The organism is Pseudomonas sp. NGC7 (genome assembly GCF_047159675.1).
Classification (GTDB): Bacteria; Pseudomonadota; Gammaproteobacteria; order Pseudomonadales; family Pseudomonadaceae; genus Aquipseudomonas; species Aquipseudomonas kermanshahensis.
This window is the reverse complement of the sequence record NZ_BAAFZY010000001.1, coordinates 1,810,699-1,834,291: the sequence shown is the minus strand read 5'-3', so window position 1 is coordinate 1,834,291 and position 23,593 is coordinate 1,810,699. Positions and strand designations below refer to the sequence as shown.

The following is a 23,593-nucleotide window of genomic DNA, read 5'->3' as shown; positions in this document are numbered from 1 at the left end:
GCGCAGGAGCCGTGGCTGGACGCCACGGTGCACCGCGCATCACCCTCCGTGATGCCGTTGGCTGAATCAGGCCGGTCTCCGGGCTTGTGAGCGGGCCTTGGCCCACGCCTGCGCGCCTTCCCGGATGCTGGCATCCAGTGGCTGTGCGCGACATTTGACTCACTTACCGTTGCGGGGGCAGCGCCGGGCTCGCGCCTTTGCAGGCGCCCACCGGCTTCCCAGTTTCACCCTGCCCAGACGGGGCTGGCAGGGCACCTGAAACACGCGCGAAGGTTAGAGGGTTGGGGCGGGAGCGTCAATCGAACGCGCCCGCCTTTGGCGCAGCGGTGGGGCTCAATTTGCGACATTATTCAGGAAAGAACCGCGTCACCAGCGCCGGCGTCCTGATGTGCGCCGTGTAGGCCGCCAGGTCGAAGGCAAGCCCGGTACGCAGGTCGTAAACCGGCCCCAGTGCAGGCTTGATGGTCTGCTTCAGGGTGACCTTGATGAAGCGATAGTACTCGCCATAGACCTGCTGCAAGGCATCGATGCGGAAGTAGTTGCCAGGCTGGAACAGCGTTTCGGCCTCTTCGGAATAGGACGAAAAGGCGCTGATCGGCGTTGCGCTGTGGTAGTCCCCGGCAGGCAGCTCGAACACCACCGAACTGTCATCGAACAAGCCTGGCACGCCGCCCGGCACGTTCGGGTAACGCAAGCAGGCAAACTCTGCGGCCATGTAGGGGTTTTCGGTAAACGAGGTGAAGTCGGTATTGACCAGCACATCGCCAACCCGCAGCTCACCGTTTCGGTAACGCTCACCACCGGTGCGGCGCGAGCGGTGCCCCCCTCGGTATAACCTCACCTGATTGTTTTTAGGCAACTGTTCGAGGCTATCGGCAAGGTCGGCAATATAGTCATCCTCATCGCCATACCGGTAGCTCCCCGAACGGAACACATCGTTCACTTTCGACTCATCGCTGGTGTAGTAGTCGACCAATGCGTTGAAGTACTCCGGACCGTAGTGATACGAGTAGTGCGTGCGGCCCTCGACCTTCACACAGTCCAGGTTGCGCTCATCGAGGTCGGGCGCCCGCCCGCGGGGCAGTTCGACGACCGGCCAGGACGCCAATAACGCCTTCTGCCGCTCAAGCGCGAATTCACCCAGCTTCTTGCTCTGCGGGCCATTCGCCAACGTATAGGTATCCCAGAACGGTGAATTTGTGCTCGGCATACCTTCAACGGCCAAGGGTGTCCCCCCCAGCAATCGGGGCGGCGCCAGCACTTCCCACTCCCCGGCCTGGTTCAGACGCACCGGGTGCAGCGGGCTGAAGGCAAACGGGTTATCTGCCGAAACCACCAACCACACGGCCAGCTCATGGCTGTAACGCACGCGATAGGGCAAACCTTGCACATTGATCCAGCAACTGCCGTCGTCATTGACGTGAATGCCGCGCAAGCGGCCCTCCTCGCTCGGCTCCCCGGTCAGCACGGTATTGGCGCCCTGCAACTCCTCCGGCAAGGCCGAAGCAGTCGTCGGCTGCCAGCGCCCCAATGAAAGGTTCGTTTCATGGGGCGGTGCTTGATACGCCAGCGAGGCAAAGCTCGCCTGGAAGCTGATATCGACCAGGTTCATGCTGGCGAAGACGCTTTCGAGCATGGCCGAGCGCAGGGCGTCCTTGCGGCTCTGTTCGTCGCCCGCGTGCAAAGCAGCGTCCACATCCAACGCCACCTTGCCCACACTGGCCCCCAGCAGCATCAGCGTGACCGGCCAGCCCAACGGCGCAAAACCGCCAAACACCCCCAGGAACGCCGCCAGATACCCACTGCACATGGCCTTGCGCAGCCCGGCATTGGTTTGCATCAGTTGCGCATTGCCCTGCATTTCGAGCCTGGCCTGTTGGACCAGGTAAGCAAAAAGGGTCGTGCCAAGCGGCCGCTTGAACAGCGTCAGGGCAATCAACGCCGCTTCGTTCGAACGGCTGTCGGCAATACCTTGCAGGTGCACCTTGATCAACCGCCTGGCGGTGGTATCACGTGGATTGCTATGAGCACCCGCCACGAAGGCATCGAGGGTGACCTTGGACTGCAACTGCGTGCGTATCCAACTCACCATCGCGAATTCGGAATCGAAGCCCTTGAGGGTCTTTTCTGCCCACGGCATATAGGCCATGACGCGCCCATCGGGCGCACTCAGGCTGAACAAACACCAACGGTCCGTTTCACCGAACACATAGCGGTGGACCGTTATCTCGCTGCGCGTGGCGCTCTGCTCAAGAACCTCCAGGGTGGGCAATTCACCGGTAGGCAAGGCATCGGTCACCATCCCCCGCACGTGATCCCAATCCCCTGGCGTAATCGTACCCTCCGCCAATGCCTCAGCGCCCTGCCCTAGCAGATTGGTCTTGGCCAGCACTTGAAAATGAGCACCATACTGCGACCAGAAGCGCTCGACCTGCGCACGGTAGTCAACCGCGAAGTCCAGCGCCCACAAATCTGCTTGCACGTCACTGCCCAGCATCGGCACTTCGTTGCGCTCGTCGTAAAACGGCGCATGCGGCCCCTGCCGGTAAAACCCGCCACGCATGTCGAGCTCGTCACTGGCATCTTGGAAGTACAGGTCGAAGCGGTCGATTACCAGCTCATGCATCAACATCGACTTCTGCGGCGGATGGCTGTGTTGCCAACCGGTTTTACTGAGGCTGCTGGAGTTCTCATTATTGAACTGGTGCCACCAGACGAAGCGAGGGTCAATTCGCCTGCCCGTGTGTTTTTGCAGAATGCGCGCAGCCTGCTGGCTCGCCAGCGCGTAAGGGTCGGGGTAATCCCGCACCACGTCATCCACCAGCCGGACCAGCGGCCGCGCAGCATCGAATGCCTCAAGGGTGCGAATCACCCTTGCTTTTATATCCGTCATGGCCCACTCCAGGCGCTAGAAATCGGGCGTTCATCCTGGCGGCCTGCATCATTGCCGTGTGGTAGATGTATGCCTCCCGCCGCTGAACCCCGTGCGCACAACCCTGCTCTGAATATTGAGTGTTCCTTTTCGGAGAGCAGCGACCATGAAGCGCATCGGCATCGTCTTACCCTGGGTGTTGGCTGCCGGCCTGGCAGGATGCAGCGACACAGCCCACCTGGACGTGATGGACGGCAGCGGCCCTTCGCCGCAACTGCCCCCGCCCAACAAGACGCTGGTCCCCACGGTGAACATCGCGCCGGCCATTGGCTGGCCCCAGGGCGCCAAGCCCCAGGCTGCAGCCGGCACGCAGGTAACGGCCTTCGCCGACAAGCTCGACCACCCGCGCTGGCTCTATGTGTTGCCCAACGGCGATGTGCTGGTGGCTGAAACCAACGCCCCGCCCAAGCCTGAAGATGGCAAAGGCCTGCGTGGCTGGGTGATGGGCAAGGCGATGCAGCGCGCTGGCGCCGGCGTGCCGAGCGCCAACCGCATCACCTTGCTGCGCGATGCCGACCATGATGGGGTCGCGGAAGTGCGCACCACCTTCATCGAAGGGCTCAATTCGCCCTTCGGCATGGCGCTGGTGGGCAAGGACTTTTACGTGGCCGACACCGACAAACTGCTGCGCTTTCACTACGAGCCCGGGGCTATGCACATTCGCGGCGAGGGCCAGCAGGTGGTCGAACTGCCAGGCGGGCCGCTTAACCATCATTGGACCAAGAACGTGATCGCCAGCCCTGACGGCAAGAAGCTCTACGTGACGGTGGGCTCCAACAGCAACGTGGGGGAAAACGGCCTGGACAAGGAACAGGGCCGTGCGGCGATCTGGGAAGTGGACCCTGCCAGCGGCCAGCAGCGCGTGTTTGCCAGCGGCCTGCGCAACCCCAACGGCTTGGCCTGGGAGCCCCACACCGGCGCACTGTGGACGGCGGTCAACGAACGTGACGAGATCGGTAGCGACTTGGTGCCGGACTACATCACGTCAGTCAAGGACGGCGGCTTCTATGGTTGGCCCTACAGCTATTACGGGCAGCACGTCGACCAGCGGGTCGAGCCCCAGGCCCCGCAGAAGGTTGCCCAGGCACTGATGCCGGACTACGCGGTGGGCCCGCACACGGCATCGCTGGGGCTGACGTTCGCCGTGCCTGGCGTGTTGCCGCCGCCGTTCGTGCAGGGGGCATTCGTGGGCCAGCACGGCTCGTGGAACCGCAAGCCGCACAGTGGCTACAAGGTGATCTTCGTGCCGTTCGACGCGACCGGCAAACCGGTCGGCAAACCGGTCGACCTGCTGACGGGGTTTCTGAATGACGAAGGCAAAGCCATGGGGCGACCGGTGGGGGTGATCAATGATAAGCGCGGCGGTTTGCTGGTGGCGGATGACGTGGGGAACGTGATCTGGCGGGTGAGCAAGGCCTTGTAGGAGCAGCCTTGTGCTGCGAAGAGGCCGGTGAAGGCCCCTTACCTCTAAGACTTATGCACCGGCCTCTTCGCAGCGCAAGGCTGCTCCTACACAGTCAGCGATCAACTGCTGACTGCGCAGTGCCTCAGGGATTCTGCGCCAGGTGCCCCTGCGGAATCACGCGCTTGGCCTGTAGGTAAGCCTTGGCCCAGTAGCTGTTCGACAGGTAGTCCAGGCGCACCGTACCGCCGGTGGACGGCGCATGCACAAAGCGCCCTTCCCCAACGTAGATACCGGCATGGCTGACTTGCGAGCCGCCACTGGTGGCAAAGAACACCAGGTCACCCGACTGCAGCGCCTTGGCATCCACGGTGGGCGCGCGCATGACGATCATCTCGCGCGTCGAACGCGGCAAGCTGATGCCGGCGGCATCGCGGTAGACATACTTGATCAGGCCGCTGCAATCGAACCCGGAGTCGGGCGTATTGCCGCCCCAGCGATAAGGCGTGCCCACCAGCCCGATCGCACGGATCAACACGTCGTCGGCAATCGGCGAACCATCTGGCTGGCTGTAGGTAACCTGCGGCTGAACCACAGGGGCCGGCGCAGGCGCGCGGCTGGAGCAGGCAGCAAGCAATGCCACCAGGGAAAGGAATGCGAAGCGCGCCATCATTACCATGGCCAGAACATCCTGTCTGAGACCGCTGGACCGCAGCCGAAAAGTGTTGAGAATTTAGATTAGACGCTTTCTGTAAATGCGCACGGCGGCGAGCTTTTTTCAAAGCATCGCCGCCGCGGCAGGATATATCATTTTGACATCAGTTGCGCGCGATGTTGGTCGGCGCCATCGCCAAGGCACGCTTGGCTTCGATGAAGGTCTTGCTCCAGTAGCGATCACCGAGGCTGTCGATGCGCACACCGCCGCTGCGGCGGCTGCTGGAGTGGATGAACTGGTTGTCACCCAGGTAGATGCCCGCATGGCTCACACGACCACGACCATTGGTGCTGAAGAACAGCAGGTCGCCTGGCTTGAGCTTGTTGCGCGCCACTTTCGGGGCATCGACGTTGATCATTTCACGCGTCGAACGCGGCAAGGTCATGCCGGCTTCTTCGCGGAACAGGTAACCGATGAAGCCGCTGCAGTCGAAGCCGGACTTCTCCGAGGTACCACCGAAGCGGTAGCGGGTGCCGATCAACGACATGCCGCGCTCGAGAATGCTGTCAGCCAGGACTGGCAACTGGTAAGGCTTGCTGCTGCTGGAGAAGGCCTCCAGGTCATCTTCAGTGGCCAGCTCTTCCGGTTCGCCGAATACCGACGAAGACGAGGCTTTGGCCTTGAACGCCGACTGTGCGGCGATCGGGGTGTGATCCTGGGGCTGAGATACCGGGGCTTGTGCCGCGCAGCCAAAAAGCAGGGTCACGAGTGCGAGGGGCACGAGGGGTGCGAAGCGCTTTAGCATGGGCACGACCGTGTCAGTAATCCTTTAGAAGGGGGAAACTATGCCCTCTATCATGGCCATTTGCAAATTTTATCGAAAAAGATGTGACTTTTTCGTTTTTCCGCTCTGGCCCAAGGATTTCAGGGGCTTACCAGCCCAGGGTTTCCTTCAGGAAGGGAATGGTCAGCTTGCGCTGCGCTTGCAGCGATGCCTGATCGAGGCGCTCGAGCAGGTCGAACAACGCGCTCATGCTGCGGGTACCGCGGGTGAGGATGAAATGACCAACCTCATCGGTGAGGTGCAGGCCACGGCGCGACGCGCGCAACTGCAGGGCACGCAGCTTGTCTTCATCAGACATGCCGCGCATCTGGAAGATCAGCGCCAGGGTCAACCGCGACTTGAGGTCAGCCAGTTTGATAGGCAGTTCGCGCGGCGAGCTGGAGGCCGCCAGCAGCAAGCGGCGGCCACTGTCGCGCAGGCGATTGAAGAGGTGGAACATGGCCTCTTCCCAATCAGCCTTGCCGGCAATTACGTGCAAGTCGTCGATGCACACCAGCTCGTATTGCTCGAGGTGGTCGAGCAATTCGACACCGCGCTCGAGCAACTGCGCCAACGGCAGGTAGACGGCGGGCTCGCCCAATTGCTGGAAACGGTGGGTTGCAGCCTGCAACAGGTGAGTGCGGCCGACACCCTGCTTGCCCCACAGGTAGATGAGGCTCTCGGTCCAGCCGGCGTCAGCTTCGCATAGGCGCTCGACGTAGCCCAATGCCGCAGCATTGGCGCCCGGATAGTAGTTGATGAAGGTGGCGTCATCGCGCAGGCGCACACCCAGGGGCAACTGGATCGGTGGTTTCATGCTCGCGGGCGGTCGCTAGGACCACGGGGGGCCTTTGGTGAACAGTGTGCAAAGTCTATACCCGGAGCGCGGGCGGCACAATCAGTGAGCAGAAGAGCGCAAACAAAATCAACAAGTTGCGGCTCTTTATGGGGGCCTTTCGGCCCCACCTCACAATTCTGGATCGACATCTGCGCCATACATGTCCGACTCTTTGTACAAATCGTGCGCATGCCGCAGCAGCACCATGATCACCGCCGCCACCGGCAGCGCCAGCAGCACCCCGGTGAAACCGAACAGCTCACCACCGGCAAGAATGGCGAAGATCACTGCCACCGGGTGCAGGCCGATGCGGTCACCCACCAGCAAGGGCGTCAGCACCATGCCTTCAAGCGCCTGGCCGACCATGAACACCGCAACGATGCCCAGCATCGGATACAAGTCACCGCCAAACTGGAACAAGCCGGCCACCAGCGCCGCGCCGATACCAATGATAAAGCCCATGTACGGCACGATCGCTGCCAACCCCGCCAGCATGCCGATCAGCAAGCCGAGCTCGAGCCCCACCAGCATAAGCCCAGCAGAATAGATGACGCCCAGTGCGAGCATGACCATCAGTTGGCCGCGGACGAACGCGCCCAGTACCTCATGGCACTCCCCCGCCAACTCCACGATCTGCGGTTCGCGGTGGCGCGGCAGCAGGCTGCGCAGCTTGGCCATCATCAGGTCCCAGTCACGCAGCAGGTAGAAGCCCACCACCGGGATCAACACCAGGTTGGCCAGCCAGGCGATCAAGGCCAGGCTTGACGCCGTGGCCTGCGACAGTACGACACCGACGATGTCGGTGGTCTGGCCCATGTGCTCGCCAATGGCGGCCTTGATCTTGTCGAACTTCCAGAAGCCGTCGGCCAGGCCAAGACGGTGTTGCACCCAGGGCAACGCCACGTGCTGCAGCCAGTCGAGCATCTGCGGCGCCAGTTCGTACAAACGCACCAGCTGCTTGGCCAGCATCGGCACCAGCACCAGCAGCAAGGCCATGAGTATCAGGGTGAACAGGCTAAACACCACCACCACGCCCCAAGTGCGGGACAGCCCCAAGCGCTCCAGGCGGTCGACCAGCGGGTCTGCCAGATACGCCAGCAGGATGCCAATCAGAAAGGGCGTCAGAATATGGTGCAGGCTATATAACAGCACGGCGATCAGCAGTGCAGCGCCCAGCCAGATCCAGCGGCGCATATCGGTAACCATGGGTACTCCTTACCAGCGAAAACGCAGGCCGTCGAACGGCTTGGGCACATCAGGTTGCTCGGGGCTCACGCCTGTTGCAGCAGCAGGCACGGCAGGGGCAACGGGCGCCGGCTCAGCCGGTACCTCCTGCAACTTGGCAAGGCCGAGTTGGGCACGTAATTGGTCGCGGTTGGCCGTGACACCGTAAGTCAGCGTGCTGCCTTCAACCATTTGAAGCCGCGGCCCATAGGGTTCGAGTACGCGGCTCAGTTCGGCGTAGCGTTGCAGGTTCATCCCCTGCACCTGAACCTGCTGCTGGCTGCTGGCGCCTGGGCGGGTCACATAGCGCGGCGCCAGGCGGCTGCTAACCGCCAGCATCACCGCGTCGGCCAACGCCGCCTGGTCGGCGCCCTCGGCACTGCCCTGCTCGTGCTGGTCGCCTACCCACAGCTGCCATTTGCCTTGCCATTTGCCATCCGCCTCTTGGGCGTGTACCGCCAGCAGGGCATCGGCCGCGTAGCGTTCGGAGGCTTCGCGCAGCGGTTTTGGGTCATTGCCTTCGACCTGCTTGGCATTGGCCACCAACTGCTCTTGCAGGTCAGCCAGCGGCAGCCGCAATGGCAGGCCCCGGTGCTGGGCGGCACGGCGCAAGGGCTGGGCGGCGGATTGGCCGTCACCCACCAGGTTGCTGCCCTCGGCGTTTTCGTTGAGCCACCAGCCGAGGATCGATGGCCGGTTGCTGCCCCACAGGGCCAGGCCGGCCTTGCGCAAGGCGCGTTCGGTGCTGCCGGGGTCGAACTCGACCAGCACGGACTCGGGCGGGCCGGCTTCGGTACCGACCTGGTTGATGATTTGCTGCGGGTCTTTGCGCAGCTCGGCCAATGCCGGGCTTTGCGCCGCCTTCGGGTCACCGGTCAGGCGCAGGACCAACGTCTCGAGTGCCTTGCCGGTGGCCTGGGTACGGGCTTCAGCGCCCTGCCCCTGAAGTGGCTCGCGCACCTGATAAAGCCCGGAGACGGTCTCGGCTTGCGCGGCTAGCGAGATCAGGGCAAGACAACCTGCTGCCAGAGTGTTGAAAAGACGCATGGAGGATTCCTGTCCAGAAACAAGGTGGAACGGTCGTTGTCATGCAGGCTGTGACCGCGGTGGAACGAAAAATGCTCCTATATGGCTTACACCTTATACAGGGGCGCGCATGACTGCCAGGCGCAGGCCATGGGATTGTGGGTGTTTTCACGATCGAGCGCCGCCCGCGCGGCGCTTCGCAGCACAAGGCTGCTCCTACATTTTTTTGGCCAATTATTCCTGAATGATGGGCGACCGCCTCATTAACTCCCTACCCAAAAAGCCTTTTTAACGCTTTCAAGCCCTGCCCGTCGGCCTGAGGATGGCCGCTGCACGGCAACCCTGATAAAATCGCGCGCCTTCACAGACCTCTGACGTTTCAGGCAGCCGCCGCAGTAAAGCCGGCCTTGGCCGTCACGGTCGTTTTTAAGAATCCCTCCCTCCTAAAGGCCTGGATCAATGAGCAAGCAACCCTCCCTGAGCTACAAGGACGCCGGTGTAGACATCGACGCCGGCGAAGCACTGGTCGAACGCATCAAGGGCGTGGCAAAACGCACCGCACGCCCTGAAGTCATGGGTGGCCTGGGTGGCTTCGGCGCCCTCTGCGAGATCCCGGCCGGCTACAAGCAGCCGGTTCTGGTCTCCGGCACCGATGGCGTCGGCACCAAGCTGCGCCTGGCCCTGAACCTGAACAAGCACGACAGCATCGGCCAGGACCTGGTCGCCATGTGCGTCAACGACCTGGTAGTGTGCGGCGCCGAGCCGCTGTTCTTCCTCGACTACTACGCCACCGGCAAGCTGAACGTTGACGTCGCCGCCACCGTGGTCACCGGTATCGGTGCAGGCTGCGAACTGGCGGGCTGCTCACTGGTCGGTGGTGAAACCGCCGAAATGCCTGGCATGTACGAAGGCGAAGACTACGACCTGGCCGGCTTCTGCGTCGGCGTGGTAGAAAAAGCCGAGATCATCGACGGCTCCAAGGTTGCCACCGGCGACGCGCTGATCGCCCTGCCGTCTTCCGGCCCGCACTCCAACGGCTACTCGCTGATCCGCAAGATCCTCGAAGTGTCCGGCACCGACATCGAGAACACCCAGCTCGACGGCAAGCCACTGACCGACCTGCTGATGGCGCCGACCCGCATCTACGTCAAGCCGCTGCTGCAACTGATCAAGCAGACGGGCGCAGTCAAGGCCATGGCCCACATCACCGGTGGCGGCCTGCTGGACAACATCCCGCGCGTACTGCCGAAAAACGCCCAGGCCGTGGTCGACGTGGCCAGCTGGCAGCGTCCAGCGGTATTCGACTTCCTGCAGGCGCAAGGCAACGTTGACGAGCATGAAATGCACCGCGTGCTGAACTGCGGCGTCGGCATGGTCATCTGCGTAGCTCAGGACCAGGTCGAAAACGCCCTGAACGTTCTGCGCGCAGAAGGCGAGCAGCCTTGGGTCATCGGCCGCATCGAAGAGGCCGCCGAAGGCGCCGCCCAGGTCGAGCTGCAGAACCTCAAGGCACACTGATGCCGAGCAAGACCTGCAATGTAGTGGTATTGCTGTCGGGTTCCGGCAGCAACCTGCAAGCCCTGATCGACAGCTGCCGCGGTGAAGACAGCCCGGTGCGCATCCGTGCGGTGGTGTCCAACCGCGCCGATGCCTACGGCCTGCAACGCGCCGCAGCCGCTGGCATCGACACCGCCGTACTGGACCACACCGCCTTTGACGGTCGTGAAGCCTTCGATGCCGCGCTGATGGCGCGCATCGACGGCTTTGCGCCAGACCTGGTGGTGCTGGCCGGCTTCATGCGTATCCTCAGTGGCGGCTTCGTCCGCCACTATCAGGGCCGCCTGCTCAATATCCACCCGTCGCTGCTGCCCAAGTACAAGGGCCTGCACACCCACCGACGGGCCCTGGAGGCAGGCGACGCCGAGCATGGCTGCAGCGTACACTTCGTCACCGAGGAACTCGATGGCGGCCCACTGGTCGTACAGGCTGTGGTACCGGTGACGTCGGACGACACCGCTGAAAGCCTGGCCCAGCGGGTTCACCACCAGGAACACCTGATCTACCCGTTGGCCGTGCACTGGTTCGCCGAGGGGCGCTTGCGTCTGGACGAGCACGGTGCCTTACTGGATGGCCAGCCCCTGGCGGCCAGCGGTCATTTGATTCGATCCTAGGAGACTTTATGCGTCGTGCCCTGCTCTTGGCTCTCGCCGTGCTCGCCCTGCCCCTCCAGGCAGCTGATCTGAAGCCTTTTTCGGCCAGCTACACCGCTGACTGGAAGCAGCTACCCATGAGCGGCACCGCCGAGCGCAGCCTGGTGAAGAATGCCAACGGTACCTGGGACCTTAATTTCAAGGCTTCCATGATGATCGCCAGCCTGACCGAGCAAAGCACCCTGCGCTTGGAAAACGACACCCTGCTGCCGCAGAAGTACCACTTCGAGCGTGGCGGCCTGGGCAAGGCGAAGAAGGTCGACCTGAACTTCGACTGGACCAGCAAGAAAGTCACCGGTAGCGACCGTGGCGATGCGATCAACCTGCCGCTCAACCGCGGCGTGCTGGACAAGTCGTCCTACCAACTGGCGCTGCAGCATGATGTGGCGGCCGGCAAGAAGAGCATGACCTACCAGGTGGTCGACGGTGACGAGATCGACACCTACGACTTCCGCGTCCTGGGCACCGAGAAGGTGACCACCAAGACCGGCCAGGTCGATGCGGTCAAGGTCGAGCGCGTGCGCGACCCTAGCCAGAGCAAGCGCATCACCGAGCTGTGGTTCGCCAAGAGCTGGGACTACCTGCTTGTGCAACTGCGCCAGGTCGAAACCGATGGCAAGGAGTACGTGATCGTGCTGCAGGATGGCACGGTCGATGGCAAGCCGGTGAAGGGTAACTGATCCGCAGCCTGAAGCACCCGGAGCCCCGCCTTGTGCGGGGCTTCTTTTTGCCTGGGGTTTAGCTACATGAAACTTGTTTCATCCCTCTTTTATTTACTTAGCCTGCTAACAAACTCTATAAAGGAGGTGTGCGACACAATGTCGCAACCAACCTAGCAGTGGAGTTTACCGATGACAGTCCAAGTAACCGAACGCGACGAATCGAAAATGTCCCACGAAGGCCTGGCCGCTGGCGTGCGGATCTGGGATGTGCACCAACAAGGCCAATTGGTCGGGATGTTCCACAATGAGCACGAAGCCCACCAGTATCGTGTAGAGCTTGAGGACCTGGAAAGTCAGCGCACTACACAATGACCCTGCAATGCCACAGTCTTTGAACAAAAAACCCCGCCTAGGCGGGGTTTTTCATGCTTACCACATCAAATCGTCAGGGATCTTGTAAGCCGCGTACGGGTCATCGTCGTCGGCTTCCTCGACATGGGTGTTGAGCAGCAGTACGCGATGCGGGTCGCGTTCCTGAATCTTCACCGCCGCTTCACGCGGAATCACTTCGTAGCCGCCGGCAAACGACACGACCGCCAGCGAGCCATTGCTCAGCTTGCTGCGCATCAGGGCATTGACGGCAATGCGCTTGACCTTCTTGTCGTCGACGAAGTTGTAGTAGTCCTCAGTGTTGAGCTTGGGCAGGCGGGTCGCTTCGATCAATTGCTTGATCTGCGCGGCGCGGGCCTTTTGCTCGGCCTTTTCCTGCTGCTGGCGGTTCAACTCCTGGTCACGCTTGGCCTTTTCAGCCATGGCTTCCTTGGCCAGGCGCTGCTGGGTGTCGTCCACCTCGACCTGGCCCTTGTGCTCCAGGCGCTTTTGTTTCTTCTGGGCTTTATTGGTCTGCGAGACCTGTTTCTGGTTGACCAGACCGGCTTTGAGCAATTGGTCGCGAAGGGAAAGGCTCATGAATGTTCACTCACTTAACAGCTCAGCCGCAGCTGGGCAGGTTCTTTTCCTGACGTTTGGCTTCACCCCAAAGGGCATCCAGCTCGTCAAGGTTACAGTCTTCGATGGGCCGACCGCTGTCGCGCAATGCCTGTTCGATAAAACGGAAACGTCGCTCGAACTTGCGATTGGCACGGCGCAGGGCATGTTCCGGGTCTTGCTTGAGGTGGCGGGCCAGGTTGACGGTGGCGAACAACAGGTCGCCGACTTCATCTTCCAGCGCATCGGCATCACCGTCGGCCATGGCCTGCAGGACTTCGTCCAGTTCCTCGCGGACCTTGTCCAGCACCGGCAATGCGTCGGGCCAGTCGAAACCGACCGTGGCCGCACGCTTTTGCAGTTTGGCTGCCCGCGACAATGCAGGCAATGCCGTTGGCACGTCATCGAGCAGCGACAGCTGTTCGGGTTCGCTTTTTTCGGCGCGCTCCTCGGCTTTGATCTCTTCCCAGCGCGACTTGACCTGGGTCTCGCTCAAGCTGGGCGTGTCCACCGGTGCATACAGCTCGCCGGTGGGGAATACGTGCGGATGGCGGCGGATCAGCTTGCGGGTGATGCTGTCGACCACCCCGTCAAACTCGAAACGCCCCTCTTCCCGGGCCAGCTGGCTGTAGTAGACCACCTGGAACAACAGATCGCCCAGCTCACCCTGCAAGTGCTCGAAATCGCCGCGTTCGATGGTGTCGGCAACCTCGTAGGCTTCTTCAATAGTGTGCGGGACGATGCTGGCGTAGTCCTGCTTCAAGTCCCACGGGCAGCCATATTGCGGGTCGCGCAGGCGGGCCATGAGGTGCAGCAGGTCTTCGAGGGTGTAGGTCATAGGGCTATTCCTTGGCGGGGGCTTTGCCCCCGATCGCCGGCAAGCCGGCTCCCACAGGTACTGCACAGGCCTTGAAGCCAGTGGGATAGCTGTGGGAGCTGGCTTGCCAGCGATGGGCCGCAAAGCGGCCCCAACTCACAGGGTTCAAGGGGTACGGTTACGCCGCGTCTCGATGATGTTCGGCAACTGCGAGATCCGCCCCAGCAAGCGCCCGAGCGCATCCAGGCCCGGAATCTCGATGGTCAGCGACATCAACGCAGTGTTGTCTTCCTTGTTCGAGCGGGTGTTGACCGCCAGCACGTTGATCTTCTCGTTGAGCAGCACCTGCGACACGTCACGCAACAAGCCTGGGCGGTCGTAGGCACGGATGACGATGTCGACCGGGTAGGTCTGCACCGGGATCGGCCCCCAACTCACCTGGATCATCCGCTCTGGCTCCTTGCCTGCCAGTTGCAGCACCGAGGCACAGTCCTGACGGTGGATGCTTACGCCGCGGCCCTGGGTGATATAGCCGACGATGGCATCGCCCGGCAGCGGCTGGCAGCAACCGGCCATCTGCGTCAGCAGGTTGCCGACACCCTGGATCTGGATATCGCCGCGCTTGCCGGTACGCGGGCCCGTGGGCTTGCGCTGCACCAGCTCGATCTGCTCGATACGCTCAGGCTCCAGCAACTGCTGGGCAGCGTTGACCAGGTGAGCCAGGCGTAGATCACCCGCGCCGAGCGAGGCGAACATGTCTTCGGCAGTCTTGACGTTGGTCTTCTCGGCCAGGCGCTCGAAGTCCACCTGCGGCAGGCCCAGGCGGCTGAGTTCGCGCTCGAGCAAGGTCTTGCCGGCGGCGACGTTCTGGTCGCGTGCCTGCAGCTTGAACCAGTGAACGATCTTGGCCCGTGCCCGCGAGGTGGTGACGTAACCCAGGTTGGAGTTCAACCAGTCACGGCTGGGGTTGCCGTGTTTGCTGGTGATGATCTCGACCTGCTCGCCGGTCTGCAGGCTGTAGTTCAGCGGCACGATACGCCCGTTGATCTTGGCGCCGCGGCAGTTGTGGCCGATTTCGGTGTGCACGCGGTAGGCGAAGTCCAGCGGCGTAGCGCCCTTGGGCAGGTCGATGGCATGGCCGTCCGGGGTGAACACGTAGACCCGGTCCGGCTCGATGTCGACGCGCAGCTGCTCGGCCAAGCCGCCGATGTCACCCAGCTCTTCATGCCACTCGAGCACCTGGCGCAGCCAGGAAATCTTCTCTTCGTAGTGATTGGAGCTCGGCTTGACGTCGGTGCCCTTGTAGCGCCAGTGGGCGCAAACCCCAAGCTCGGCTTCCTCGTGCATGCCGTGGGTGCGGATCTGCACCTCCAGCACCTTGCCCTCCGGGCCGATCACCGCCGTGTGCAGCGAGCGGTAGCCGTTTTCCTTCGGGTTGGCGATGTAGTCGTCGAATTCCTTGGGGATGTGCCGCCACAGGGTATGCACGATACCCAGCGCGGTGTAGCAATCGCGGATCTCCGGGACCAGCACACGCACCGCACGCACATCGTAGATCTGGCTGAATTCCAGGCCTTTGCGCTGCATCTTGCGCCAGATCGAATAGATGTGTTTCGCCCGGCCACTGATGTCGGCATTCACGCCGGTGGCCAGCAGTTCGTTCTGCAGCTGGTTCATCACGTCGCTGATGAAGCGCTCGCGGTCCAGCCGGCGCTCGTGCAGGAGCTTGGCGATCTGTTTGTACTGGTCGGGTTCAAGGTAGCGGAAGGACAGGTCTTCCAGCTCCCACTTGATGTGACCGATGCCCAGGCGATGCGCCAGGGGGGCATAGATATCGAAAACCTCGCGCGCGACGCGCAGGCGTTTTTCGTCGTCGGCGGCCTTGACCGCACGGATTGCGCAGGTGCGCTCGGCCAGCTTGATCAGTGCAACGCGCACGTCGTCGACCATGGCCACGAGCATCTTGCGCAGGTTCTCGACCTGCGCCTGGGAGCCCAGCACCAGCGACTGGCGCGGGCTGAGGCTGGCACTGATGGCCGCCATGCGCAGCACGCCGTCGATCAGCTTGGACACCACCGGGCCAAAACGCTGGCTGACTTCGGCCAGGGTCACCTTGCCTTCACGCACCGAACGGTAAATGACGGCGGCTACCAGCGAATCCTGGTCGAGCTTGAGGTCGGCGAGAATCTCGGCGATCTCCAGGCCCGCCTGGAAGCTGGACGTACCGTCGGCCCAGGAATGCTTGGCAGGGTTACCTTTCTTCTCGACTTCGTGAGCGAATTCGCAGGCCTCTTTCAGCGCTGCGCGATCCAGGGCTGAATCGACGCTTACCACATGATCCAGCCATGCTTCGAGATTGATACTGCCGTCAGTGTTGACCGGCTGGTGCACTCTCACCTGTACCATCTTTGTTTTACCTTTCCATACAGCGCACCACGCGGGTGCGCAGGCTTCCACCGTGTGGCCGCCATTCCCTGGCAACCGCACCAACGGGCCAGTCTGCTAGCCCGCTTCGAATAACGCCATGGCCTCGACATGCGCCGTCTGAGGAAACATGTCGAGAATCCCGGCCCTTTTTAACCGGTACCCCTGTCCGACCAGCACCTGGGCGTCTCGCGCCAGCGTGGCCGGGTTGCACGATACGTAGACCAGCCGCTTGGCCTTGAGGCGTGCGATGTCTTGCACCACCTCGAAAGCACCGTCGCGCGGTGGGTCCAAGAGTACCGCAGAAAAGCCTTCGGCGGCCCACTCGGCACCTGCCAAAGGCTGCGATAAATCGGCCTGAAAAAACCGTGCGTTATGCACATTGTTGTTTCGGGCATTGGCCGCGGCCCGATCGACCATGGCCTGTACACCTTCCACCGCCACCACTTCACGCGCCTGCCGCGCCAACGGCAGGGCAAAATTACCCAGGCCGCAGAACAGGTCAAGCACACGTTCGTCGGCTTGCGGTGCGAGCCAGGCTAACGCCTGCTCGATCATCGCCGTATTGACCTGGGCGTTAACCTGCACGAAATCACCGGGGCGCCAGGCCAATTCCAGCTGCCAGGGTTCGAGGGTAAAGCCCAGGGTCGTGGCCGCGTCTACCGGCGCCGGTTCACCCTCGCCCTGCAGCCAGAGCTGTGCCTTGGCCTCGTCGCAAAATGCCTGCAGGCGGGCCAGGTCATCCGCCGGCAGCGGCGCGACATGGCGCACCAGCAGCGCCTCAGCGGTGCCGCTGAACAGTTCCACATGGCCGATGACCTGCGGTTTGCTCAGCGAACGCAGCACCGTCGGCAAGTGGCGCAGAATCGACTGCAAGGGCTGTACCAGCACTGCACAGTCGTCGATGGAAATGATGTCCTGGCTGGCTTCGGCACGGAACCCGACCTCCAGCTGACGCGCCTTGATGTCCCAGCGCACAGCCACCCGCGCCCGGCGCCGGTAGCCGAATTCCGGCCCGCTCAGGGGGGCGGCCCAGGCCTCGGGTTGCACGCCGGCAACCCGCTGCAGCTGGTCGGCCAGGGTGCGTTGCTTGAGCGCCAGCTGCGCTTCATGGGGCAGATGCTGCAGGTTGCAGCCGCCACAGCGGGCATAGTGCCGGCAAGGTGCTTCGCGCCGCTCGGGGCTGGCCTGCAGCACGCGCTCCAGGCGCGCCTCCACGACTTTGCCGCGGGCATTGAGTACACGGGCCTCGACGGCTTCACCGGCCAACGCGCCACTGACGAACCAGGTACGCCCTTCATGGAAAGCGATGCCCCGGCCGTCACCGGCCAGGCGCTCGATATCCAGGCGCTGTTTCTTGCCCACGGGAACCTGGGGGCTACGATTGCCACCGGCTGGCTGGAAGCGCAGGCCGCTGTTGCTTTTCTTCTTGGACATTTAGCTCGGATCAAACAGGCCAGTGGACAGGTATCGGTCACCACGGTCGCAGATGATTGCGACCATTACCGCGTTTTCCACCTCGCGAGACAGGCGCAGCATCGCCGCGACCGCACCACCGGAAGACACGCCGCAGAAAATGCCCTCTTCACGGGCAAGGCGGCGGGTGGTGTCTTCGGCTTCCTGCTGGGACATGTCGACCACGCGATCGACGCGGGTGGCGTCGAAGATCTTCGGCAGGTATTCCTCAGGCCAGCGACGGATGCCCGGAATGGCAGAGCCTTCCATCGGCTGCAGGCCGATGATCTGCACGGCTGGGTTCTGCTCCTTGAGGTACTGCGAGCAGCCCATGATGGTGCCGGTGGTGCCCATCGAGCTGACGAAATGGGTGATAGTGCCCTGGGTCTGCTGCCAGATTTCCGGGCCGGTGCTGTTGTAATGGGCGATCGGGTTGTCGCCATTGGCGAACTGGTCGAGCACCAGGCCGCGGCCCTCGGCCTGCAGCTTCTCGGCGAGGTCGCGGGCACCTTCCATGCCCTCTTCCTTGGTCACCAGGATCAGCTCGGCGCCGTAGGCCGTCATGGCGGCCTTGCGCTCGGCGGTGGAGTTGTCTGGCATGATCAGGATCATCTTGTAACCCTTGATCGCGGCCGCCATCGCCAGGGCGATGCCAGTGTTGCCCGAGGTCGCCTCGATCAGCGTGTCACCCGGTTTGATCTGGCCGCGCAGTTCGGCGCGGGTGATCATCGACAGCGCCGGGCGGTCCTTGACCGAACCGGCGGGATTGTTACCTTCGAGCTTGAGCAGGAGCGTGTTGCTGGTCGCTCCGGCAATGCGCTGCAGGCGAACCAGGGGCGTATTGCCGACGCAATCGGCGATGGTTGGGTACTGCAAGGTCATGGCGTATTTCACAATCCGGACGGCAGGGGCGCCTATCATACCGGCAATCCTTTGCGCGCCATATCACGCAATCTGTGATGCATATAGCTACAAGCTATAACGAGGCGACCTGCGGCCGTGGGTTGTCCTTGGCAGTGGCCGGCACATGGAGCGGCAAGCGCATGCACAGGCGCAGCCCGCGCTTGCCATTTTCTGCCCACAGGGTCCCGCCCTGGCGCTGGATGGCACTGCGCGCAATGCTCAAACCCAGCCCGAAACCGCCGTCCCCAGGCCGCGAACCGTCCAGCCGCGAGAACGGCGCGAAGATCCGTTCCAGGTCCTCTTCTGCAACCCCACCGCCCTCGTCTTCCAGCCACAGCCGCCAGTGGTTACCGTCGCGCTGCCCACCCAAGCGCACCACGCCGTTAGTCGGCGAGTGGCGGATGGCATTGCGCAGCATGTTCTCCAGCGCCTGGGCCAGGTGGTTGAGGTTGCCCTGCACCCAGCAACTGGCGGGCAGTTCGCAGCGCAGGCGTTCGGGCGACCAGCCGCTTTCGTAGCTGGCATCCTCGGCGAGCAGGTCCCACAACGCTTGAACCTGGATGGGCTCAAGGTTCATCGGCGCACGCTCGGCATCCTGCCAGGCCAATTGCAGGGTGCCCTCGACCAACTGCTGCATGCAGTCCACTTCACGCGCCAGGCGTTCGCGCAGGCGCAGCAGGTCGGTTTCGCCATCGCAGGCCACGCGTAGCCGGCTAAGCGGCGTGCGCATTTCGTGAGACAGGTCGCGCAGCATCTGTTGCTGCATGGCCACCGTGCCCTGCAGCCGTTCGGCCATCTGGTCGAACGCGCGGGCCAGCTCGCCAAGTTCGTCATGCCGGGCGATGGTGCGCGAATCGAGGCGTGCCGACAGCTGGTCGGCACGCCAGGCATTGGCCTGCTCACGCAGTTGGTTGAGCGGCACGATCAGCATGCGGTACAGCCCAACGCACAGCAGCAAGGTGAACAGAGCGGGGATGATGCCGTTGGTCAGCACCCGCCACAGCATGCGGTACTCGCCGGGGTTGAGGCGCTCTGGCAGTTCGATCACCAGCATGCCCTGCTCCGGCGCCCCTGGGAACGGAATGCGCAGCCACGGCTGGTCGACACTGCGCCGGCTCATCGGCCAGTCGACGCCGCGCAGACGCGTCAGCCGTTGCATGATCTGGGGGTTCAGGGTGGCGCTGTCGAGCGGTCGCAGGTTGATGTCGAGCACGCCAACCCAGCCACGCTCGCGCTGGTGCATGGCCTGCACCCAGCGGTCCAGCCCCGCGCGCCCGTCACTGCGCCAGGCCTGCTCCGCCTCAGCCGCATAACCGCGCAACAGTTGGCGTGCCGGTTCGGACAGGAAGGCGTTCTGGGTTTCCATGTGCCGGCCCCAAGTATAGCTCAGGCCGATCATCAGCAGGCAGAAGCCCACCAGCAGGATGGCCAGCTTCCAGAACAGCGAATGGCGGTCGAGCATGGCTCACTCCATCTCGCTGGCGCTGAGCACGTAACCTTTGCCCCAGACAGTGCGGATCTGCCGTTCGTGGTAGCCGATACCCTTGAGCTTACGGCGGATCTGGCTGACATGCATGTCCAGGCTGCGATCATGCCGCGAGTAACCGCGCTGCAAGACCTGCTGATAAAGGAAGGGTTTGCTCAGCACCTCGTCCAGGTTGCGGTTGAGGATCTCGAGCAGGCGGTATTCGCTGGGGGTCAGGCCTGCCAGGCGCCCTTCGAGCCTGACGTCGCTGAGCCCTTCGTCGAACTGCAACCCACCTCCCGCGGCCTCTTGCTGCGGCTGATGGCGCCGCTCCAGAGCCACGCGCCGCAGGATCGCCTCGATGCGTACCTGCAACTCGGCCATGCTGAAGGGCTTGGGCAGGTAGTCGTCGGCGCCGCGCTGAAAACCACTGATACGGTCGGCTTCTGCGCCCAGCGCAGACATCAGGATCACCGGCGTGGTGCTGCGCGTGCGCAATTGAGCCAGTGCATCCAGGCCGTTGAGCCCTGGCAGCAGGATGTCCATCAACACCACGTCGAATGCCTGCCGTCCTGCGGTTTCAAGGCCTTCGAGCCCATTACGGCACCAGGTCACCTGGAAGCCGCCACGCTGCAGCTCCTCGTGCAGGTAGGCACCCAGCACCGGGTCGTCCTCGATGGCGAGGATAGTGGAGGTATGAATAGCTACGGGATTCATTGGCAACTGCCATGCATTCTCAATTGCGCGATTATTGAGCATCCGCTCTGCTCTAGGCAACCGCCCTGCGACCAATGCCTCGACATGGCCACGAAAAGACAGACAAATGGGTGCATTAGCCGAGCAGGCGGAGTAACTTCCCGGCTTGGTCCGTCACGCAGTTGACGGCGTCCAGGCACATGACAGGAGGCAAGTGTGCTCGATCGTTTGGGAATCAGAAGCCGGGTCCTGCTGTTGGCCCTGCTGCCTGCCGGCTTGATGGCGCTGGTATTGGGCAGTTATTTCACCTGGCTGCAGCAAAGCGATTTGCGCACCCAGCTGCTGCAACGCGGCAAGATGATCGCCGAGCAACTGGCGCCGCTGGCTGCACCTGCCATGGCCAAGCGGGCCCCCGGGCAGCTGGAACGGATTGCCGCGCAGACCCTGGAGCAAACCGACGTGCGCGCGGTCGCCTTTCTTGCCCCAGACCGCACGCGCCTGGCGCATGCAGGCCCGAGCATGCTCAACCAGCCGCCCACGGGCGGTACCGGCACGCAACTGTTGCAACGCACCGGCAATGACGCCACCCGCTACCTGATGCCTGTCTTCGGCCACCACCGCGACCTGGCCACCGATGCCGTGCCGGCCGAAGCCGAGCGCCTGCTGGGTTGGGTCGAAATCGAACTGTCGCACGACGGCACCTTGCTGCGTGGCTACCGCAACCTGTTCACCAGCCTGTTGCTGATCCTCGCCTGCCTGGCCCTCAGTGGCCTGCTGGCACTGCGCATGAGCCGCACCATCAACGACCCGATAAAACGCATCAAGCATGCGGTCAATCAGCTCAAGGACGGCCACCTGGACGAGCGCCTGCCGGCCATGGGCAGCCACGAGTTGGACGAGCTGGGCCGCGGCATCAACCGCATGGCCGAAACCCTGCACAGCGCTCACGAAGAGCTGCAGCACAGCATCGACCAGGCCACCGAAGACGTGCGCCAGAACCTGGAGACCATCGAGATCCAGAACATCGAGCTGGACATGGCCCGCAAGGAAGCCCTGGAGGCCAGCCGCATCAAGTCGGAGTTCCTGGCCAACATGAGCCACGAGATCCGCACCCCGCTCAACGGCATCCTCGGCTTCACCCATTTGCTGCAGAAAAGTGAGCTGACGCCGCGCCAGCTGGATTACCTGAGCACCATCGAGAAGTCCGCCGACAACCTGCTGGGGATCATCAACGAGATCCTCGACTTCTCCAAGATCGAGGCCGGCAAGCTGGTGCTCGACAGCATTCCGTTCAACCTGCGCGACCTGGTCCAGGACACCCTGACCATCCTCGCCCCGGCCGCGCATGCCAAGCAGCTCGAGCTGCTCAGCCTGATCTACCGCGATACCCCATCATCGCTGATCGGCGACCCGTTGCGGCTCAAGCAGATCCTCACCAACCTGGTGAGCAACGCGATCAAGTTCACCCGCGAAGGCACCATCGTCGTGCGCGCCATGCTTGAAGACGAACACGAAGACAGCGCGCAGCTTCGCATCAGCGTGCAAGACACCGGCATCGGCCTGTCGCCGCAGGATGTGCGCACGCTGTTCCAGGCCTTCAGCCAGGCCGATAACTCACTGGCGCGCCAGCCTGGGGGTACCGGCCTGGGCCTGGTGATTTCCAAGCGCCTGATCGAGCAGATGGGCGGCGAGATCGGCGTCGACAGCACGCCGGGCGAAGGCTCGCAGTTCTGGATCAGCCTCAACCTGCCCAAGGCTCACGACGATGCCGAAGAGCTGCCGCTGCAGCCCCTGCTGGGCCGCCGCGCCGCCATCGTCGACAGCCATGAGCTGGCGCGCCAGGCGCTGGAGCACCAGCTCGAAGACTGCGGCCTGAGCGTCAGCCTGTTTGCCTCGTACGACCAGCTTCTGCATGCGGTACAGGCCGCAAGCCAGGCGGGCCACCCGTTCGACTTCGCAGTGCTCGGCGCCAACCTGGGCAACCTGACGCCCGAGCAGCTCGGTGAGTACCACCTGCAACTGGACCGCTACCAGTGCCAGTGCGTGGTGCTGTGCCCGACCACCGAACAGGCGCTTTACCACCCTTACCTGCCCAATGGCCATGGCCAACTCCTGTCCAAGCCGACGTGCACGCGCAAGTTGCGTCGGCTGCTGCTGGAGCTGATCCAACCGCGTCGCCCGCTGGGCGAGCCGAACATCCTCAGCGGCCAGCGCCAGCCGAAGATTTTGTGCGTCGACGACAACCCGGCCAACCTGCTGCTGGTACAGACCCTGCTCGAAGACCTGGGTGCCCAGGTGCTGGCCGTCGACAACGGCTATGCGGCGGTGCAAGCGGTGCAGGATGAACCCTTCGACCTGGTGCTGATGGACGTGCAAATGCCCGGCATGGATGGCCGCGCCTGCACCGAGCAGATCCGCCTGTGGGAAAACGCCCAAAGCGGCAGCCCGCTGCCGATTGTCGCCCTCACCGCGCATGCCATGGCCAACGAGAAACGCGCGCTGCTGCATGCCGGCATGGACGACTACCTGACCAAACCGATCAGTGAGCGGCAGTTGGCCCAGGTGGTGATGAAGTGGACCGGCCTGAGCCTGGGCGTGCCGCAGCAAGAGCGCTTGGCCGAACAGCGGCTCAACAGCGACGAACTGAAGGTGCTCGACCCCGACGAAGGTTTGCGCCTGGCCGCCGGCAAATCCGACTTGGCGGCCGACATGCTGGCCATGCTGCTGGCGTCACTGGAGTCCGACCGCCAGGCGATACGCGCCGCCCGCGAAGCGCAGGATCACACCACCTTGATCGAGCAGGTGCACCGCCTCAACGGAGCCTCGCGTTATTGCGGTGTGCCGCAGCTGCGGGCGGCATGCCAGCGCAGCGAGACCTTGCTCAAACAAGAGCACCCCCACGCGCAGCAGGCACTGGATGAACTGGACAGCGCGATCAGCCGGCTGGCGGCACAGGCACACATCAATGCCTGACAGCGCTGCCTTGCCCCTACTGTTGGATTGGCCTTGTGCCGTTGTAGGAGCAGCCTTGTGCTGCGAAGAGGCCCGTGACAGCAGCGAAGATTTACTGTGCT

19 protein-coding genes and 1 riboswitch are annotated in these 23,593 nt (G+C 63.0%); of the genes, 6 read left to right on the top strand and 13 right to left on the bottom strand.

The window, feature by feature from the left end; translation table 11 throughout:
• Positions 1 to 51 precede the first annotated feature (51 nt).
• Positions 52 to 274, bottom strand: a riboswitch (cobalamin riboswitch).
• Positions 275 to 346: 72 nt separating this feature from the next.
• On the bottom strand, positions 347 to 2,893 hold the full coding sequence (locus tag ACMCNM_RS08430) for a dermonecrotic toxin domain-containing protein (protein WP_412764202.1): 2,547 nt from the start codon (positions 2,891 to 2,893) through the stop codon (positions 347 to 349).
• A gap of 145 nt (positions 2,894 to 3,038) precedes the next feature.
• Here ACMCNM_RS08430 and ACMCNM_RS08425 point away from each other — a divergent pair, with 145 nt between their 5' ends.
• Complete coding sequence (locus tag ACMCNM_RS08425) at positions 3,039 to 4,355, top strand: PQQ-dependent sugar dehydrogenase (RefSeq protein ID WP_412764201.1); 1,317 nt, start codon at positions 3,039 to 3,041, stop codon at positions 4,353 to 4,355.
• Positions 4,356 to 4,479: 124 nt separating this feature from the next.
• Here the strand turns inward: ACMCNM_RS08425 and ACMCNM_RS08420 are convergent, their stop codons facing one another.
• From ACMCNM_RS08420 to ACMCNM_RS08400, 5 genes are all read right to left on the bottom strand, one after another.
• Positions 4,480 to 5,013, bottom strand: coding sequence for a C40 family peptidase (locus ACMCNM_RS08420; protein WP_099453169.1), 534 nt, complete (start codon positions 5,011 to 5,013; stop codon positions 4,480 to 4,482).
• A 139-nt stretch (positions 5,014 to 5,152) separates the two neighbouring features.
• Positions 5,153 to 5,794 (bottom strand): C40 family peptidase, encoded by a 642-nt coding sequence (locus ACMCNM_RS08415; protein ID WP_186676100.1) that lies wholly within the window; start codon positions 5,792 to 5,794, stop codon positions 5,153 to 5,155.
• 127 nt (positions 5,795 to 5,921) lie between these two features.
• Positions 5,922 to 6,629 (bottom strand): DnaA regulatory inactivator Hda, encoded by a 708-nt coding sequence (gene hda, locus ACMCNM_RS08410; RefSeq protein ID WP_027595859.1) that lies wholly within the window; start codon positions 6,627 to 6,629, stop codon positions 5,922 to 5,924.
• 150 nt (positions 6,630 to 6,779) lie between these two features.
• The gene (locus ACMCNM_RS08405; RefSeq protein ID WP_186676096.1) at positions 6,780 to 7,856 is read right to left on the bottom strand and encodes an AI-2E family transporter; all 1,077 of its coding nucleotides are present in this window, start codon (positions 7,854 to 7,856) and stop codon (positions 6,780 to 6,782) included.
• Between the two features lie 9 nt (positions 7,857 to 7,865).
• Positions 7,866 to 8,921 carry a DUF2066 domain-containing protein gene (locus ACMCNM_RS08400; protein WP_186676095.1) on the bottom strand — a complete coding sequence of 352 codons (1,056 nt, stop codon included), beginning with the start codon at positions 8,919 to 8,921 and terminating at the stop codon, positions 7,866 to 7,868.
• Positions 8,922 to 9,359: 438 nt separating this feature from the next.
• Here ACMCNM_RS08400 and purM point away from each other — a divergent pair, with 438 nt between their 5' ends.
• From purM to ACMCNM_RS08380, 4 genes are all read left to right on the top strand, one after another.
• A complete protein-coding gene (gene purM, locus ACMCNM_RS08395; RefSeq protein ID WP_027595856.1) occupies positions 9,360 to 10,418 on the top strand; it encodes a phosphoribosylformylglycinamidine cyclo-ligase in 1,059 nt (352 codons plus the stop codon).
• Positions 10,418 to 11,071 (top strand): phosphoribosylglycinamide formyltransferase, encoded by a 654-nt coding sequence (gene purN / locus ACMCNM_RS08390; protein ID WP_027595855.1) that lies wholly within the window; start codon positions 10,418 to 10,420, stop codon positions 11,069 to 11,071. The genes purM and purN overlap by 1 nt, the downstream gene beginning before the upstream one ends.
• An 8-nt stretch (positions 11,072 to 11,079) precedes the next feature.
• Positions 11,080 to 11,790, top strand: coding sequence for a DUF3108 domain-containing protein (locus ACMCNM_RS08385; RefSeq protein ID WP_027595854.1), 711 nt, complete (start codon positions 11,080 to 11,082; stop codon positions 11,788 to 11,790).
• A gap of 171 nt (positions 11,791 to 11,961) precedes the next feature.
• Positions 11,962 to 12,144 (top strand): hypothetical protein, encoded by a 183-nt coding sequence (locus ACMCNM_RS08380; protein WP_027595853.1) that lies wholly within the window; start codon positions 11,962 to 11,964, stop codon positions 12,142 to 12,144.
• A 57-nt stretch (positions 12,145 to 12,201) separates the two neighbouring features.
• Here ACMCNM_RS08380 and ACMCNM_RS08375 read toward each other — a convergent pair whose 3' ends face one another.
• The 7 genes from ACMCNM_RS08375 to ACMCNM_RS08345 all read right to left on the bottom strand — a co-directional run bounded on the left by ACMCNM_RS08375 (position 12,202) and on the right by ACMCNM_RS08345 (position 20,540).
• Positions 12,202 to 12,741, bottom strand: a complete 540-nt coding sequence (locus ACMCNM_RS08375) for a DUF2058 domain-containing protein (RefSeq protein WP_099453166.1) — start codon at positions 12,739 to 12,741, stop codon at positions 12,202 to 12,204.
• 22 nt (positions 12,742 to 12,763) lie between these two features.
• Entirely contained in the window at positions 12,764 to 13,597 is an 834-nt protein-coding gene (mazG, locus tag ACMCNM_RS08370; RefSeq protein ID WP_027595851.1) for a nucleoside triphosphate pyrophosphohydrolase, read from the bottom strand.
• Between the two features lie 144 nt (positions 13,598 to 13,741).
• Positions 13,742 to 15,982, bottom strand: coding sequence for a GTP diphosphokinase (gene relA, locus ACMCNM_RS08365; protein WP_027595850.1), 2,241 nt, complete (start codon positions 15,980 to 15,982; stop codon positions 13,742 to 13,744).
• A gap of 96 nt (positions 15,983 to 16,078) precedes the next feature.
• Positions 16,079 to 17,437 (bottom strand): 23S rRNA (uracil(1939)-C(5))-methyltransferase RlmD, encoded by a 1,359-nt coding sequence (gene rlmD / locus ACMCNM_RS08360; protein ID WP_412764200.1) that lies wholly within the window; start codon positions 17,435 to 17,437, stop codon positions 16,079 to 16,081.
• Positions 17,438 to 18,337, bottom strand: a complete 900-nt coding sequence (gene cysM / locus ACMCNM_RS08355) for a cysteine synthase CysM (protein ID WP_186703046.1) — start codon at positions 18,335 to 18,337, stop codon at positions 17,438 to 17,440. It lies immediately after the preceding gene.
• A 94-nt stretch (positions 18,338 to 18,431) separates the two neighbouring features.
• Positions 18,432 to 19,820, bottom strand: a complete 1,389-nt coding sequence (locus ACMCNM_RS08350; RefSeq protein ID WP_412764199.1) for a sensor histidine kinase — start codon at positions 19,818 to 19,820, stop codon at positions 18,432 to 18,434.
• Between the two features lie 3 nt (positions 19,821 to 19,823).
• Positions 19,824 to 20,540, bottom strand: coding sequence for a response regulator transcription factor (locus tag ACMCNM_RS08345; RefSeq protein ID WP_027595846.1), 717 nt, complete (start codon positions 20,538 to 20,540; stop codon positions 19,824 to 19,826).
• 195 nt (positions 20,541 to 20,735) lie between these two features.
• Here ACMCNM_RS08345 and ACMCNM_RS08340 point away from each other — a divergent pair, with 195 nt between their 5' ends.
• Positions 20,736 to 23,492, top strand: coding sequence for a response regulator (locus ACMCNM_RS08340; protein ID WP_186676092.1), 2,757 nt, complete (start codon positions 20,736 to 20,738; stop codon positions 23,490 to 23,492).
• Positions 23,493 to 23,593 lie beyond the last annotated feature (101 nt).